The 16,361-nt window shown below is 48.1% G+C and carries 17 protein-coding genes; 4 read left to right on the top strand and 13 right to left on the bottom strand.

From position 1 onward, the window contains the following. Nucleotides 1-15: 15 nt before the first annotated feature. A complete protein-coding gene (locus tag BMW65_RS06235) occupies nucleotides 16-609 on the bottom strand; it encodes a hypothetical protein (protein WP_143053827.1) in 594 nt (197 codons plus the stop codon). A gap of 168 nt (nucleotides 610-777) precedes the next feature. On the opposite strand from BMW65_RS06235, the gene BMW65_RS06230 reads away from it, so the two are divergent. After that, the gene (locus tag BMW65_RS06230) at nucleotides 778-1,227 is read left to right on the top strand and encodes a PepSY-like domain-containing protein (RefSeq protein ID WP_177181020.1); all 450 of its coding nucleotides are present in this window, start codon (nucleotides 778-780) and stop codon (nucleotides 1,225-1,227) included. An 11-nt stretch (nucleotides 1,228-1,238) separates the two neighbouring features. Here the strand turns inward: BMW65_RS06230 and trpA are convergent, their stop codons facing one another. The 4 genes from trpA to trpD form a co-directional block, all read right to left on the bottom strand. Further along, nucleotides 1,239-2,012: a tryptophan synthase subunit alpha gene (trpA, locus tag BMW65_RS06225; RefSeq protein WP_090603677.1), complete on the bottom strand. Its 774-nt coding sequence runs from the start codon at nucleotides 2,010-2,012 to the stop codon at nucleotides 1,239-1,241. Nucleotides 2,013-2,015: 3 nt separating this feature from the next. Further along, nucleotides 2,016-3,200: a tryptophan synthase subunit beta gene (trpB, locus tag BMW65_RS06220; RefSeq protein ID WP_090603675.1), complete on the bottom strand. Its 1,185-nt coding sequence runs from the start codon at nucleotides 3,198-3,200 to the stop codon at nucleotides 2,016-2,018. After that, the gene (locus BMW65_RS06215; protein WP_245747520.1) at nucleotides 3,193-3,795 is read right to left on the bottom strand and encodes a phosphoribosylanthranilate isomerase; all 603 of its coding nucleotides are present in this window, start codon (nucleotides 3,793-3,795) and stop codon (nucleotides 3,193-3,195) included. Before BMW65_RS06215 ends, trpB begins: the two co-directional genes overlap by 8 nt. Nucleotides 3,796-3,902: 107 nt before the next feature. Further along, nucleotides 3,903-4,889: an anthranilate phosphoribosyltransferase gene (gene trpD, locus BMW65_RS06210; protein ID WP_090603671.1), complete on the bottom strand. Its 987-nt coding sequence runs from the start codon at nucleotides 4,887-4,889 to the stop codon at nucleotides 3,903-3,905. Nucleotides 4,890-5,126: 237 nt separating this feature from the next. Between trpD and BMW65_RS06205 the strand changes: the two genes are divergently transcribed. Both BMW65_RS06205 and BMW65_RS06200 read left to right on the top strand, forming a co-directional pair. After that, nucleotides 5,127-5,783, top strand: coding sequence for a TatD family hydrolase (locus BMW65_RS06205; RefSeq protein WP_143053826.1), 657 nt, complete (start codon nucleotides 5,127-5,129; stop codon nucleotides 5,781-5,783). Further along, nucleotides 5,784-6,575 (top strand): tRNA threonylcarbamoyladenosine dehydratase, encoded by a 792-nt coding sequence (locus BMW65_RS06200; RefSeq protein ID WP_090603667.1) that lies wholly within the window; start codon nucleotides 5,784-5,786, stop codon nucleotides 6,573-6,575. A 147-nt stretch (nucleotides 6,576-6,722) separates the two neighbouring features. On the opposite strand, the gene BMW65_RS23840 is transcribed toward BMW65_RS06200, so the two are convergent. The 8 genes from BMW65_RS23840 to BMW65_RS06160 all read right to left on the bottom strand — a co-directional run bounded on the left by BMW65_RS23840 (nucleotide 6,723) and on the right by BMW65_RS06160 (nucleotide 13,297). After that, nucleotides 6,723-7,070 carry a hypothetical protein gene (locus BMW65_RS23840; protein WP_143053825.1) on the bottom strand — a complete coding sequence of 116 codons (348 nt, stop codon included), beginning with the start codon at nucleotides 7,068-7,070 and terminating at the stop codon, nucleotides 6,723-6,725. Further along, on the bottom strand, nucleotides 7,067-7,462 hold the full coding sequence (locus BMW65_RS06190) for a hypothetical protein (protein ID WP_090603663.1): 396 nt from the start codon (nucleotides 7,460-7,462) through the stop codon (nucleotides 7,067-7,069). The genes BMW65_RS23840 and BMW65_RS06190 overlap by 4 nt, the downstream gene beginning before the upstream one ends. Nucleotides 7,463-7,616: 154 nt before the next feature. Then, nucleotides 7,617-9,101 (bottom strand): FAD-binding oxidoreductase, encoded by a 1,485-nt coding sequence (locus tag BMW65_RS06185; RefSeq protein WP_090603661.1) that lies wholly within the window; start codon nucleotides 9,099-9,101, stop codon nucleotides 7,617-7,619. 153 nt (nucleotides 9,102-9,254) lie between these two features. Further along, nucleotides 9,255-9,848 carry a Crp/Fnr family transcriptional regulator gene (locus tag BMW65_RS06180; protein WP_090603659.1) on the bottom strand — a complete coding sequence of 198 codons (594 nt, stop codon included), beginning with the start codon at nucleotides 9,846-9,848 and terminating at the stop codon, nucleotides 9,255-9,257. A 76-nt stretch (nucleotides 9,849-9,924) separates the two neighbouring features. Continuing rightward, on the bottom strand, nucleotides 9,925-10,146 hold the full coding sequence (locus tag BMW65_RS06175; protein WP_002996718.1) for a DUF2795 domain-containing protein: 222 nt from the start codon (nucleotides 10,144-10,146) through the stop codon (nucleotides 9,925-9,927). A 220-nt stretch (nucleotides 10,147-10,366) separates the two neighbouring features. Then, entirely contained in the window at nucleotides 10,367-11,125 is a 759-nt protein-coding gene (locus tag BMW65_RS06170) for an ABC transporter ATP-binding protein (RefSeq protein ID WP_090603657.1), read from the bottom strand. Nucleotides 11,126-11,165: 40 nt separating this feature from the next. Continuing rightward, a complete protein-coding gene (locus tag BMW65_RS06165) occupies nucleotides 11,166-11,897 on the bottom strand; it encodes a lysophospholipid acyltransferase family protein (protein ID WP_245747519.1) in 732 nt (243 codons plus the stop codon). A gap of 32 nt (nucleotides 11,898-11,929) precedes the next feature. Further along, the gene (locus tag BMW65_RS06160) at nucleotides 11,930-13,297 is read right to left on the bottom strand and encodes a dipeptidase (RefSeq protein ID WP_090603653.1); all 1,368 of its coding nucleotides are present in this window, start codon (nucleotides 13,295-13,297) and stop codon (nucleotides 11,930-11,932) included. Between the two features lie 267 nt (nucleotides 13,298-13,564). Here BMW65_RS06160 and BMW65_RS06155 point away from each other — a divergent pair, with 267 nt between their 5' ends. After that, nucleotides 13,565-16,357: an outer membrane beta-barrel family protein gene (locus tag BMW65_RS06155; RefSeq protein ID WP_090603652.1), complete on the top strand. Its 2,793-nt coding sequence runs from the start codon at nucleotides 13,565-13,567 to the stop codon at nucleotides 16,355-16,357. Nucleotides 16,358-16,361: the final 4 nt, after the last annotated feature.

Raw genomic sequence — 16,361 nt, 5'->3', positions numbered from 1 at the left:
GTAAAAATCTGTTGACTACTTCATCCCGGTGACCAGCAATACGCTTTCATTCACGATGCCGACGACCGTCACGGGTTTCCCGGTCGGAATATCGTTTTCATCGTCAGTGAGTGCCCGTAGTTCGCGGAGCGATCCCTGTACCCGCACATGTACCTTACCATAACCGCTTCGCAAAGCAGGTATCCGCAGGTAAGTCTCTGCCTGTTTCTGCAATGCATTTTGAATCTGTAAGGTGCCACTGGAGCGAAGCCTGGCCATTCTGGAAAAGAGGAAAAACATAATCAGTACGATGGCGAGGCCTGATAAGGTCGACCAAAGGACAATCTGGAACATGGATAAGCCGCCTTGAAGACAAGCTAAGCCAACCCATCCAAAAACAGTAAAAAACGTAATGAAGTTTTTGATGGTAAAAAACTGGTAGTCAATACCACCATCGCCTTCCACGTATTCGTCTGAATCACCGAAGGTGCCATCATCGTCACCTCCGATGAAGGAGATGACGGTCTGCACGACGAACATGAAGGAGAATAACAGGGCTACAGCCCAGAAGAATTTTTCGACTCCTGCTAAGGTGTGCCACCAGGTTGCTATGGATAATGTGTTTGCCATGTTACGAATAGATTTATGGGTTCTTTTCTCCAGGTCCTGTGGTATTTCAGGGGCCCCGGTTTTCGCTTATTTGATGCCGAATTTGGGTAGATGTTACAGCAAATCCCAATTTCCAAAGTTTTTCCTACTTTGATGAGTTGATTTGTACCGAATCAAAAATGTATGAACATGAAAAAGTTAGTATTCAATCTATTTGTCCTTTTTTTGACAGGGCTTTCAGTGATGGCGCAAGGCGCTTCGCCGCGGGGAGTGCCTGCTGTGGTAATCAATGCGTTCCAACAGCAATTTTCAAAGGCACGCCAAGTAGAATGGGAGCGGAGAAAAGATGGTAGTTATGAGGTCGAGTTCAACGTTGGTTTGATAGGAAGAGACCAAAAGGCATTCATCAGCCCAGAAGGGAAGGTGTTGAAGCATGAGGAGGAAATCGCTTCCAGCGCGCTCCCGGAGGCGGTCAAGAAACAGCTGAAAACGGAATTTGATGGCTACCGCGTCGAAGATGCAAAAAAAATAGACACAGCAGGAACGGTTGCCTACGAAGTAGAGCTGGAAAGCCGTTATGGTGATTTACAGGTGCGCTTTGATTCGGACGGAAAAATCCTAAAAGAGCGGATGGACTGATGCCCATCCGTTTAGCCCCTCAATTGGTGGATAAACTGGGGTATTTTCTCCCGGTAATCCGCCTCACCCAGCAATCGTACGAAGGCGCTACCCACAATAGCGCCTTCGGCGTATTCCGTTGCACGGACAAACGTTTCATGGTCGGAGATGCCGAAACCGATAACCGTAGGATTCTTTAGGCCCACGGCGCGGACACGCGAAAAATAAGCCGTCGTGCTTTCGGATACCGAAAGGTTCTTGCCCGTGGTGGCCGAGGAAGAAAGGAGGTAAATAAATCCCGTGGATAAGCCATCAATTTTACGGATACGTTCTTCAGAAGTCTGAGGTGTCACCAAAAAGATATTGCTCAACCCATTGGCTTCGAACACAGATTGATAGTGTTCTTCAAACTCATACATCGGCAAGTCCGGCACAATCACGCCATCCACGCCGACTGCTCTGCACGATTCACAGAAATTCTCCACACCATATTGCAATACCGGGTTCACGTAGCCCATCAGCAATACCGGAATGGAGACGCGTTTGCGCAGTTCCTTGAGCTGTTCGAAAAGCACGTGGAGGGTCATGCCATTATGCAGGGCCACTTCCGAGCTGTGTTGGATGACCGGCCCATCGGCTACCGGATCGGAATAAGGGAAGCCAATTTCGAGGAAATCGACACCAGCTTTTTCCAAAGCCTCGGCAATATCAAGGGTGCTCTCCAATGTGGGGTAGCCTGCGGTAAAATAAATGGAAAGTATACGTCTGTCGCCTTTGTCGGCGAATAATTGATTGATCCGATTCATGGTTTAAAACCCAAAATACTTCATGTAATTATCCAAATCCTTGTCGCCGCGGCCGGATAGGCACACGACAACATTTTCGTCGCCCTTGAAAGCCATTTTTTCAAGCTGGGCCAATGCATGGGCGCTTTCGATGGCCGGGATGATTCCTTCAAGCCGGGTAAGCAGGAGACCGGCTTGCATGGCCTCGTCATCCGTGATGGCCGCGTAGGTTGCCCGGCCCGTTTTATGCAGCCAGGCATGCTGCGGTCCGATGCCGGGATAGTCCAGCCCTGCGGAGATAGAATAAGGTTCGATGACCTGCCCATCTGCGGTTTGCATCAGGATGGAGCGGCTGCCGTGCAGTACACCCTCGCGGCCAAGGACGGTCGTGGCTGCAGATTCTCCGGAATGTATACCCCTTCCAGCGGCTTCTACGGCGACCAACTTTACCGAGGGTTCGTCAAGGAAATGGTAGAACATGCCGGCAGCGTTGCTGCCGCCCCCTACGCAGGCCACGGCATAGTTGGGCGTTTCACGTCCGGTCTTTTCCAGCAGTTGTTTCCGGGTTTCGGCAGAGATGACCGATTGGAACCGGGCAACCATATCCGGGTAGGGATGGGGACCTACTACCGATCCGATGATGTAATGCGTATCCACGGGATTGTTTATCCAGTCGCGCAGGGCTTCGTTGGTGGCATCTTTGAGGGTCTTGCTGCCCGAATTGGCGGCCACCACTTCGGCTCCCATCATCTTCATGCGGGCAACGTTGGGTGCCTGCCGTTCGATGTCAATGGCTCCCATATAAACCACGCATTGCAACCCCTTCAGTGCACACACCGTGGCCGTTGCCACGCCATGCTGGCCAGCCCCCGTCTCGGCGATGATGCGTTTCTTGCCAAGCCGTTCGGCAAGCAGGATTTGGCCAATCGTGTTGTTTATCTTGTGGGCCCCGGTGTGGTTGAGATCTTCCCGTTTAAGGAAGATGTTCGCACCATAGCGTTCGGAAAGGCGCGCAGCTGGATATAGCGGTGAGGGTCTACCTACATAATCCCGCAGCAGCCTGTCAAATTCCCGTTGGAAGTCACCGCTTTGGATAATGGCAAGATACTGTTGCCGCAATTCTTCCACGTTGGGGTAAAGCATTTCGGGGATGTAAGCACCGCCAAAATTGCCATAATATCCGTTGTCGTTTACCTGGTATTCACTCATCGTTCATCGTTTGTAACGTTCGTTTCAGTAATTCAATATTTTTGACGCCCGGTTCAATCTCGAATTTGGAGTTCAAATCCAAGGCATATAAGCGATCATCACCCAGGTGCAAGGCATCTTGTATGTTTTCTGCACTTAGGCCGCCGCTTAGGAAAAAAGGCTTGTCGGATCGATAGCCATCAAGCAATCGCCAATCGAAGCGGGTGCCGGTACCGCCGTATCCGGTGCTTTTCGTATCAAACAAATAATAATCTGCCACCGCTTCATAATCGTTCAATACAGCCCAGTCAAAGCCTTCTCCGATACCGAATGCCTTGATGATTTCCACGTCGAGATCATGCAGTCCGGCGCAGTACTCGGCACTTTCGTCTCCATGCAACTGCACCGCTTCGAAGTGGTATTGCCCGATTGCTGCCCGTACCTGATCCAAATCCGCATTGACAAATACGCCAGTCTTTTTTGCTCTGCTTTGTAATCCCGCCACCCAAGTCGCATCCAATGCCCCGGCAAAACGTTTAGAGGCAGCGTGGAAAATGAAGCCGATATAATCCGGTTGCAATGCCAGCACCGCCCCGATGTTTTCGGGGAATTTCAAACCGCATATTTTTATTTTCGGGTTCACGCTTTTGTTTTTCTGAACGCTGATGACACACATTGATACTTCCGATAATCACGGATACCCTATGATTATCCATGTTCGCTTTATTGAACCAACCTGCGAAAACTCTCCAGCGCTTTCTTGCTCAATAGCGAAGCCTCGGCTTCATAGTAGCAGTCGCCGAAACTTTTCTCCGGATGGATTGTCTGTATGGCGATTGCCGCATTGGCGAGCACCACATTGTTTTGCTCCGTGGTGCCACTACCGTTGATGACTGCCGTAAATATTCTTGCCGCTTCCTCCACGGTTTCCCCACCGTGGATGCTTTGGGCGGATTGCGCGGCAAAGCCTAATTGTTCGATGGTATAGAAGTGTTCCCCTTTATTAGTAACCGTCTTAAAGTCGCCTGTCAGCGAAATTTCATCATAGCCGTCCAGCGCATGGAGGATGGTATACTGCTTGTCAGATTGCTGGTAGAGGTAACCATAGAGGCGGGCCAGCTCCAGGCTGAATACCCCAACGGACTGGTAGCGGGGATTGGTCGGATTGACCAACGGCCCAATCATATTGAAGAAAGTCTTTACACCCAATTCGCGACGGATGGGTGCCACGGTCTTCATCGCCGGATGGAACAGCGGTGCATGGAGGAAACAAATATTAGCGTTTTCCAACTGGCGGCTGATGGTATCTTTATCATTGGTAAACTGATAGCCCAGGTGCTCCATCACGTTGGACGAACCGCATCCGGACGAAACGCCGTAGTTGCCGTGTTTTGCCACGGGATAGCCGGCACCCGCCACCACGAAGGAAGCCAATGTGGAGATGTTGAAGGTATTTTTACCGTCACCGCCCGTACCGCAAAGATCAATCAGTTGATACCCCGGAAAATCGAGCTTAAGGCACAGGTCATACATCGCATCGCGAAACCCTTCCAGTTCTTCCACCCGGATGCTGCGCATGCCGTATGCCGTCATGAACGCCGCTATCTGCGAGTTGTTGTACTTTCCCGAAGCGATGTGGGTCAGTATCTCATACGCTTCACTCTTGGTGAAAGTCTTAAATTCAAATAAATGTGCTAATATCTGTTTCATCATATATATAGACGCCATAAAAAAAGCCTGCCGGTGATGGGCAAGCCGCTATACGTTTCAGTAACACGATTACTTACAATAGATGGATTGCCACAACGTCAGTTGCTATGCCACCACCAAGTAATATGTTCTGTTTGAAAATTCATTTTGCTTGTGGCAAATATGGGTTTTTGTTTTGAAAGATGCAAGGAAGTGAAATAAATAGTTGAAATTTGACCCGGCATCAATTGTGTTCCCGTGATTTTTCTTGATATCCATACCCACCATTGTACACCGTACTCACTCGGCGCAAGGGCAATTTATAATGCCCATTCTTCACTTGATAAGCCGATGCCTGTGGACAAATGGATTTCTCTTGGCCTGCATCCGTGGTACCTCACCGCCGGTAATATAGCGTCCCAATTGGCTTTCTTGGAAGCCCATATCGGAGACGAAAACGTCAGGCTTATTGGCGAATGCGGCTTCGATAGGCTGCGCGGTCCGGCAATGCCCGTCCAACGTGCCGCGTTTGAGCGACAGGTCGATTTGGCCTTGGCCCACCGCAAACCGTTGATTATTCATTGTGTACGGGCGTTTGACGAGCTACAGCCCGTTGGCAAGCGGTATGCCCATAAAATACCGATGATCGTGCACGGATTTAATAAATCGAGCGAATTGGGGGAGCAGTTGATCAGGCAGGGCTTTTTTCTTTCCTTTGGTGCCGCGATATTGGATGAAGCCAGCGGTGCCGCGAAGACCCTCCGCCAGGTAAACCAGCCTTTTTTCCTCGAAACGGATGATAGCGGGCAAGGCATCGAAGCCATCTATGAGCAAGCCGCTTTTTTGCGTAAGGTCACAGTAGATGAGTTGAAAGATGCTATTTTTGCGGCTTGGCAACAGATTCAACTGATTTAAATGACAACGATCAACTGGTTATCACGCTCGGCATTGCTGGTGGGCGATGAAGGGATTGCATTATTACAACAAAAACACGTACTGGTGGTGGGCCTTGGTGGTGTGGGGTCTTTTGCTGCGGAATTTATCTGCCGGGCAGGAGTGGGGGAGATGACCATCGTTGATGGCGATGTGGTGGATCCCACCAATCGCAACCGCCAATTGCCAGCGTTGGCCACCAACCATGGCCAAAGCAAGGCGCGCATCATGGAGGATCGCCTGCTGGCCATCAACCCTGATTTGAAACTGCATGTCGTGGAAGAGTTCCTCACGCCGCAAAAGTGCCGTGAAATCCTGAGCAAACCTTATGACTATGTCATGGATTGCATCGACAGCATTACGCCGAAAGTGACCTTGCTTTCGACGGCATTGAACGCAGGTATGCCCATCGTGAGCTCGATGGGCGCTGGCGGGAAGCTCGATCCTACGATGATACGCGTCACGTGGCTACCGGAAACCTACCAGTGTGTATTTGCGCATTATGTACGCAAGCGACTGAAAAGGCTGGCCAATGCAAGTACGGTAAAGGCCGTATTTTCGACGGAAGAAGTAAGGCGCGATTCGCTGGTCATGACCGACGGCAACAATTTCAAGCGCTCGGCGTATGGTACCATCTCCTATTTGCCGGCCGCATTTGGTGGGGCATGCGCATCGGTGGTTATCCGCGATCTATTGGATATCCCGGTAGAACTGGTATCCCGGCCGAAGCGGATACAACGGAAAAAAACCAAGGTAGGTAAGCAAGTATCATGATACCAAGCCCTTCCCCAGGAATATTTTGTAATTAGGTTGACCATCGTAGCCTCAACGATGATAGTTCTAAAAATGATAAACCAAAATTCCCAGTTTTTGGTAAACATAAAGCGCTGGCCATACAAGATTGAGTGTAGTCACGGTGTTTCAGTTTTGTTGCAATTCTTTTTCCGAAAGATAAGGCAGGGTAAATCGGTCAAAATGATAATACCATTCGTGCCACTCCCAGAAACGCCAGGGGTCTAAAGTGAATGTACGGTAGAGTTGCTTGTCTTTAATGTCGGGATTGCGTTTAAGGAAATTGTGATATGCTTCATTTCTTGTATGATATGAAATACCTTTTAACCTCATTTCATCAAATCTAAAAGTGCCATTATAGTTGCTATAAGTGTAATGCCTTTTCAAGAAATATCCAATGATAGTGAGATTTGTTACTAAGACAACAGCAATGAATACGGAAGACCAAACAATTAATCTAACATGTTTCTTTTTCATGGCAGCGAATCCTTACGTTGTTCGTTGTCCAGCCCTTCCAATGCGCGATTGCGCTGTATCTCTTTCTCCGAAATATAAGGCAGTGTGAATCGGTCAAAATGATAATACCATTCGCGCCATTCCCAGAAACGCCAGGGGTCTAAAGTGAATGTACGGTAGAGTTGCTTGTCTTTGATGTTAGGGTTACGTTCAAGGAAAGTTCCATATCGATTATCTCTTCCTTCATATGATTTGCCTTTCAGTCTGTCCTCATAATGTCTAAAGCTGCCATTGTAATTACTATATGTGTAGTTCCGCTTTAGAAAGTATCCAACAATGGTCAAGTTGGTTCCTAAAACCAAAGCAATAAATAATGATGACCAAATGATTAATCTTACATGTTTCTTTTTCATAGCTAAGATGTTTAACAAGGGCCTTTACTAGTAGGTACTTTGGCGTTATTGGCAGTGTCTATACGATTATCCCCTTGTGCTTTAGCACTACGCATCGCCTGAGTCATGCACTGCTTTCTAACCTGCTACTCCACATGGCGTACTAATAGAGAAGTCACCTGTAATACGTGTAAAAGTTGTTTTTGAATACTTCCTGCGGGTCGTATTTCAATTTCAGACTGAAAAAATCATCGGCTTTCGGGTATATCGCTTTCATGGTGTTTTTATCTACGTGTAGCCGGTAGGGCAGGTAAAATGTACCTTCATACTTGAGGGCTAGTTGAGCCAACACATTGGTAAGTGCTTTCATGGCTTCTTCGTCTTGAGTTGTTTTCTTTTGATTAAAAAGGAATACAAATCCAAATACATTTTCCCGTGCGTAATTGAGGTAACTGATTTCGTCCTGATAGACATCCCGTATGGTGATATTTAGCAAATCGATGTTTTGGTGGGGGAGAACAGTTTTCAATTCGTCGATATAGGTGTTGAAATGCCTCGCTGGGATGAAATATTCCTGTAAAATATCGGTCGATTTAGCATCTTTGTTTTCGATGAGACTGACATCATCATGTAGTAATTGGTTTCGGGTTACGGTGTTGTTTGAGGCAAATCTGCCTAACGTTGTTTCTAAATCCCAACGTAACCGTTTTCCATATTCACTATTGACCGTACTCCTAAAAACCAATCGTTTGACCTCAATGGGTATTTGGCTATAGCTATTTTTGCCATTTGCATCCGATTGCTCACCTGTTTTTTTGAAAACATTTAATGTGGCGTTTTCAAGAAACTGTTTGTTGGTTATATTGAGTCGGCCAAATACAAGCTCAACACTGTTGTCATCGCTCGCATATTTTTTGAACGCATCCAGGTATTCGGATGAATTAATTTTGTAGCGAATGAATTTTAGGTTGGTGTTGTCTACGATTTTCAGTGTTACATCGAGGATTATCCCGAATAGCCCATACCCACCTATGGCCAAGCCAAATAGCTCCCGGTTTAGGGTTGGGCTACAGGCGATGATTTCGCCATTGGCGTCCATCAATGTAAAGGAAACCACGCTTGACGATATTGGAGGGGTGTTTTTCTGCCACCCGTGGCCGTTTACGCTGATGGATCCCCCGATGGAAAACGAACTGAATGCCTGCATGACCGCCACAGACTTGTTGTATCCATTTAAGTAATCAATCACATCTGCCCAAAGCGCCCCGGCACCCACTGTTAAGATATTATTGTCCAAGTCTATTTGCATGTGGTTGTACGGACGCATATTGATGAGTATGCCGTCGGGGTACATGGTGTGTCCTCCCATGCTATGCTTAGCACCTGCAATAGAGATTGGGATGTTTTTTGTTTTGCTGTAGGCAATGAGCCTCCTGAGCTGGTTTTCAATAGCTGCTTTTGACGAGGCCACATCAATGATGGTATCCATTTTGGTGAGATTGAGTCGACTTGCATCATTGGTGTAGCCTTTCGGGGTTTCGACAGCGATTTTATCCTCTTTCAGGTAAGTTCTGTAGATATGAAAAAATGGAATTGCTATGAGAATCAACAGCATAGCCCCGGCAAGTAGTATCAAGTAAACGACATGCTTTTTCTTCATGGTCAATGGTGGATTTTTTTATTTTCAATACGGCGTGGATATTCAATCACCGAAGTAATCACCCATAGTTGATTTCCTTTCTATATTTAGTTTGTATAACTCATGCAAAACTAATCCCATACATTGGGAAAACTTTTGACAAAAGTCAAAAAATCAAATACTTGCCCGGATTCTGCTTAGGGTGGATTGGTTGATACCCAAGTAAGATGCAACGTATCCCAGGGGCACGCGTGTTAGCAGCTGTGGTTGGCTTTTCAGCAAGTCCAGGTAGCGTTCCTTGGCGCTCAGCATGCGAAGCGTGTTAGCCTTCGCTTCGCTGCGGATGTAATAGTGCTCGGTGAGGTGGCGACCGATGAAGTTGAATTCAGGGTATTGGCGATACAAAAGGGATAGTTTTTCGTAGGTGAGCGCAAGCAGGGTACACCTCTCTAAGGTTTCAATGGCTTCAAAGCTGGGCCGCTGGCTGAAAAAACTATATACCGATATGGCCAGTTCGCCTTCGAAGAGCAACCACGAAGTGATATCATTGCCTTCCTTGTCGATATAATACGTGCGCACGCCGCCCCGGAGGATGAAATAAATGGATTTGCAGGTCTCGTCAATGTGTAGCAGTTGCGCCCTTTTTTCGACCGTAATCACCTTGCTGTGCTGCCGGATGCTTTCGGATAAGCCAGCGCTGATTGGGTATATCTCGTTAAAAAGCGCTGCAATGCGTTCGTGGGCCGTGTGATGCATGCTGTTTTCCATAACGATGGTGTGTATAGGGAAAGGTTGACATTAAAACAACACCGCCCCGGACGTTTTCGTGCGGGGCGGCTATCCGTTAATATTCATCTTCATTGAAGAAGAAGTCGTCCTTGGTAGGGTAGTCGGGCCAAATTTCCTCTATATTTTCATAAGGCTCACCATCATCCTCCAAAGCTTGCAAGTTTTCGATGACTTCCACTGGAGCACCTGAGCGTATCGCATAGTCAATAAGCTCGTCTTTTGTTGCTGGCCAAGGTGCATCTTCCAAATGTGAGGCTAACTCTAGTGTCCAATACATAACCTGTCAATTTAAGTTTCATTTTTGCGCAAAAATATAATATTTCTATTATGATTTTTAAATTTTTTGTCAATATTTTTTGGCGTTAATTTAAATGGTTGATCAGTAGGGTTTTGTTTGGTAATGTAATGTTGTTTTTACGTAAAAACCGCTTTTTTGCACGTACATCATGCTGGAGAAATGAACCTAAAACCGCTTGAGAACGCACGTAAATGCAGGGTTAGATATTTTCAAAATCGGTACCCTTTTCCCGTAATGCGGCAAGCCGTGGCGATACGCTTTTGATGTCTTTATTGGGGTAGTCATCTTCAATGAGTCCGTCCCGCATGCGGACAATCCGGTGTGCGTGCTGGGCAATGTCTTCTTCGTGCGTGACGAGGATGATGGTATTGCCATGGGAATGGATTTCTTCCATCAACCCCATGATCTCAATGGACGTCTTGGTGTCCAGGTTGCCGGTGGGTTCATCAGCGAGGATGATGGACGGGTTGTTTATCAGTGCGCGGGCTACGGCCACCCGTTGGCGCTGGCCACCGGAGAGTTCATTGGGCTTGTGGTCAACACGGTTGCCTAGCCCCACGCTTTCCAATGCCTGCTGTGCCATTTCATCTCGCTTTTTCTTGCTATATCCTGCATAGACCAGGGGCAATGCCACATTGTCCAGGGAGGTCGAGCGCGGCAGCAAGTTGAATGTCTGGAAGACAAAGCCGATCTCTTTGTTGCGCACTTCGGCGAGTTCGTCGTCGCTCATGTCGCTCACATTGATGCCATTGAGGATGTATTCCCCCCGTGTAGGCGTATCCAGGCAGCCAAGGATGTTCATCAGCGTGGATTTGCCCGAGCCAGAGGGTCCCATCAAGGCAACAAATTCACCTTTATTGATTTCAAGGGTCACCGACTTCAATGCGTGGATGGTTTCCGCGCCAATCACGTATTTGCGTCCAATGTCCTTGATTTGTATGAGTGGCTGTTGCGACATAAATTTATCTTTTCCTTAAGACGTACGAAGATAGCAAAAGTTACAAGCCCCCTGTCCGGTTCCAGTGTTTTTTTATCAGCTGGTGCACGTCGTCCCGGATCTGGTTGGCTTGTTCCAGCTGTAGATTAGCGGTTTCGATAGGCTTCAGCACTTCGATATCGATGATTCCCGGACGGCTGCCATGGGTCTTGCCATCGTCCCAGAAGATTTTCCACGCATTGTGGATGATAATGGGGATAATGGGCGCTTGGGCTTCGATGGCCAGCCTAAAGGGACCGTTTTTAAAATCGTAGAGGTAGGGCGGGTATTCTTCACCGATATGTCCTTCGGGAAATATGGCCATGCTCCGCCCTTTGCTTAGGTATTCATCGGCACGCTTGAAGGCTTTGAAGGCCGAAATTTTGCTTTGGCGGTTCAGCGGGATGTCAATGGTCTTGAAAAATAGGCCGGTCACCGGATTGTCCAGCAGCTCGATTTTTCCCATGAAGGAAAAGGCTGATGGACAGAGCACCACCATGGCCGTAATATCGAGGTTGGAGGTATGGTTGGAGCAAAGGATATAAGGGTGCGACCAATCGATGGGTGTTTCAAACCGGAATCGGTAAAATATCCCCACACATGCCGAGCTGAGGAAGCCGATGATGCGGCGACAACGGGCGATGGCGTGGAAATGCCGTTCGGGATTCCGTGCCAGGATGGCTAACAACGGATAAAAGAGTGCAAAGAAAACTAAAACAGATGCCAAATAGAGGCATCTGTGTACTTTTCTCATTACGCGTATCATCCCGTTCACGCCCCCCTTTGTTAGCTCAATTCCGCAAAATACTTGTGAAACAGCGGAATTGTTTCAATACCTTTAAAATAATTGGCGATGTCGTACTTCTCATTGGGCGAATGCAAGTTGTCGCTATCCAGCCCAAAGCCCATCAACACGGTTTTTAGTCCCAATTCGTTTTCAAATAACGACACGATGGGAATGCTGCCGCCACCGCGCGTCGGGATAGGTTTCTTTCCGAAAGCCTCTTCGATGGCTTGCTCGGCAGCCCGGTAGGCCACGCTGTCCGTGGGTGTTACCGCCGGTTGCCCGCCGTGGTGGGGAGTTACTTTCACCGATACATAGTCCGGCGCGATGCGTTCGAAGTGCTTCGTAAACAGGGCCGTGATGGTGTCCGAATCCTGGTTGGGCACCAGCCGCATGGAAATCTTGGCAGACGCTTTCGATGGTAGTACCGTCTTGGCGCCCTTGCCGATATATCCACCCCAGATGCCATTCACTTCCAACGTCGGGCGTATACCGGTACGCTCGATGGTGGTGTATCCTTTTTCGCCCCAAAGGGCCTTTACACCGAGATCCTGCTTGTATTCATCTTCATTGAATGGTGCTTCATTGAGCGCCTTACGTTCAGCGTCACTGAGTTCGGCCACATCGTCATAAAAGCCAGGGATGGTAATGCGGTTGTTTTCGTCATGCAATGAAGCGATGAGTTTCGTCAGGATGGTAATCGGATTGGCCACAGCTCCACCGTACACGCCGGAGTGCAGGTCGCGGTTCGGCCCTGTCACTTCCACTTCAACATAAGATAGGCCCCGCAAGCCCGTTTCCAATGAAGGCGTATCGAGGCTGATCATCGCTGTATCCGAGATGAGCACAACATCAGCGGCCAGGCGTTCCTTATTGGCTTTCACGAATGTGCCCAGGTTGTCCGACCCGACCTCTTCTTCGCCTTCAATCATGAATTTGACGTTGCAGGCCAGGGTTCCCGTGGCTTGCATCAATTCAAAGGCCTTAATGTGCATATAAAACTGCCCCTTGTCATCGCATGCGCCACGGGCAAATATTTTACCATCGCGAACGGTCGGTTCAAACGGTGGCGTTTCCCAAAGCTCCAGCGGATCAGGCGGCTGTACGTCGTAATGGCCATATACCAGCACCGTGGGTTTGCTGGCATCGATTATTTTTTCACCGTATACAATAGGATGGCCTGCGGTGGGATATATTTCCACGTTGTTTCCACCTGCGTCCCGTAATTTTTGGGCTACATATTCCGCTGCGTTTCGAACATCTGCTGCATACTTTGGATCCGCACTGACTGATGGAAAACGAAGCAAATCAAACAGTTCCTCCAAAAAGCGCTGTTGGTTCGCTTCTACATATTCTTTGATTTTCTGCATAGTAAGAGGCTTTGCCACAAACTTAGGCAAAGTAGATCGCTTATGCAACATTTTGTCCGCAATCGCGCCCTAAAGCCGGACGCAATCGTCTGGCCTGAAAGGGCAGGATTTGCAAAAAGATGTTAAAATGCATGAATTAATTTTGGAACTATTTTTTTAGTTTTATATTTGCAACAGTTGGAAGCATGGGGCAATAACGACGCAGCCTAAATGATCCAGTGCCAATGCGTTGATTAAAGCATATTTTGTAGCATTAAAACCCGGTTTATGAAGAGATTCCTCGTTACGCTGTTGATGGTATGTTTTTGCTGGTTACTTTCGATGGCCCAGGATGGTTATGCCATTAAAGGTGCGGTGGTTGATACGGCGTCCAGTATCAAGCTTGCCAAGTCGTCCATCGTTTTGGTACATGCCAAAGATTCCATGCTTTATACATTTACGCGTGCGGACGCTTCCGGGAATTTCCAACTGGAAGGCCTGGATACTGGCGAATACATCCTTTTTGCTACCTTTCCCGAATACGCCGATTATGTGGAGCGGTTTACGCTGGACAGCGCAAACAAGGTTATGGATTTTGGCAATTTGGGGTTGGTGCTCCGTGCTAAGCTGCTGGAGGAAGTGCTGGTGAATCGTCGGCAGGCCATCACCATCCGGGGGGACACGACGGAGTATGACGCAGCGAGTTTCACCATCCAGCCCAATTCCAAGGTCGAAGACTTGCTCCAGCAACTACCGGGCATACAGGTAGACCAGGATGGGAAAATCACAGCACAGGGACAGACGGTCAACAAAGTATTGGTGGATGGGGAAGAGTTTTTCGGCGACGACCCGACGTTGGTGACCCGCAACCTCCGCGGTGACATGGTAGACAAAGTGCAGCTTTATGACAAGCGGAGCGACCAGGCCGAATTCACGGGCGTGGACGATGGTGAGCGGTCGAAGACGCTCAATATTGTACTCAAAGACGACAAGAAAAAGGGCCATTTCGGGAAAATAGACGCAGGCGTTGGCAGCAAAGATTTTTACCAGGGCCAAGCCATGTTCAACAGGTTCAATGACAAGCAGCGTTTTTCAGCCTTTGGTACGATAGGCAATACGGGCCAAACGGGATTGAGCTGGCAAGATGCCGATCGGTATGCTCCGTCGGGCAATACAACCTTGATGGAAGACGGGGGCATCATGATCATGATGACGGGTGGACAGGACGACATTGAATCATGGGGCGGCCGTTATGACGGCCGGGGTATTCCCTCGGCATTGAATGGAGGAGCCTTTTACAGCAACAAATGGAATGATGGTAAGCAGTCCATCAACGGAAACTATAAAATCGGTGAGCTCAGCGTAGAAGGTGTCAACAATACGATCACTCAAAATAACCTACCTACCGGAACCATCAATACCGTGTCCGGCCAGACCTTTGACCGACGGATATTCCGTCAGCGCGGCGGGGCCATCTTTGAAACCCAGTTTGACTCGACATCTACGTTGAAAGTGACCGTGGACGGCACATTGCGGAATGGCGAGACAACGGAATTCAACCAATCATCAGGTACGGACGGGGCAGGGGATATGCTCAACCAGTCAATCCGCCGTACCACCAACGATACCGAAGGCGTTAGTGCTTACCTGACCGCCCTGTGGACCAAAAAGCTTCGCAAGCAGGGTCGGACACTTTCCTGGGAGCTCAATGAAACCATCGAGCAAAGCAATGCAAACGGATTTTTGTATTCAGAAAATACATTCTATGAGCGCGGTGCGGTGGATAGCATATGGATAGTCGACCAACACAAAATCAATGACAACAACAGTTCAGTATTCAACTCCAATGTGACGTATTCCGAACCATTTTCACCTGCACTTGCCTTGGTCTTGAATTACCGGCTCACGGCGAGCAATGGTACATCGCTCAGGCAATCGTTCAACCCGGCGGGTGTTGGCAATTACACCGATCTGGATTCCTTGTTCAGTAACGATTTTAAACTCAACCAGCTTTCGAACCAGTTGGGAGCCATCTTTAATTTCAAGAAAGGAAAATCCACCGTTAATTTTGGTACCCGGGTCAGCCGGGTACAATTTGACCAAACGGACAGGTATGCCGACAGCCGCTTTGAACGCAGCTTCACCAACCATAACCCGCAAGTGCGGTGGCAATACCGTTTTTCCCAGCAGAAGTCGTTTACGTTGTCTTATAATGGCAATAATACCCAGCCTAATATCAATCAAATCCAGCCCGTACGGGTGAATGATGACCCCATGAACATCGTGCTCGGTAATCCCGATTTGAAGCCGTCGTATACTAACCGCTTTAACGTTTCATACAACTCATTCAAGGTGATCGGTAATCAATATGTATATTTTTCGGGAAGCTTCTCCAATACCAATAATCCGATTGTCAGCAATACGTATACCGACTCGGTGGGCCGCAGCACCTTCCAGTACGCAAACCTGGACGATGAATCGCCGTTCAATTATTATTTCTATTCCAATTTCAGCAAGAATCTGAAGAAGTGGAATGTTAATGTGGGGGCGGGATTGAATACGAACGGCAACATTTACTATAACTTAACCAACGGTGAGCTCAATAAGACGCAAAGCTCAACTTACGGTGGGAGCATCAATATCCGGCAGTATATCCAAAAGAAATACGATTTCTTTGTCAATTTCGGCCCAACTTATACGTATGGGCAATCGTCATTGCAACGGCAGCAGAACAATAATGGGTGGGGGCTGAACGGTAACTACTCCTTCAATATTTACCTGCCATTGAAATTCCAGATCACGTCCGACGGCCAGTATACCTATACCGCCGCTACCCAGTCATTTGATGAAGAATTTGAGCGGTTCATTGTCAATGCATCGGTGAGCAAAAAATTCCTGAAAGATGAAACCCTTCGCTTTTCCGTCGGCGTAAATGACTTGCTCAACCAAAATGTCGGCTTCAGTCGGTCGGCCAGCAACAATATCCTTTCGCAAAACAGCTATACCACCATTACACGCTATCTGATGTTTTCACTCACGTGGGATTTCAATCGGATGGGCGGTGTATCCATACAAAATTAGCGCT

This window comes from Parapedobacter koreensis (assembly GCF_900109365.1).
In the GTDB taxonomy this organism is placed as follows: Bacteria; Bacteroidota; Bacteroidia; order Sphingobacteriales; family Sphingobacteriaceae; genus Parapedobacter; species Parapedobacter koreensis.
This window is presented reverse-complemented; position numbering and strand designations above follow the sequence as displayed.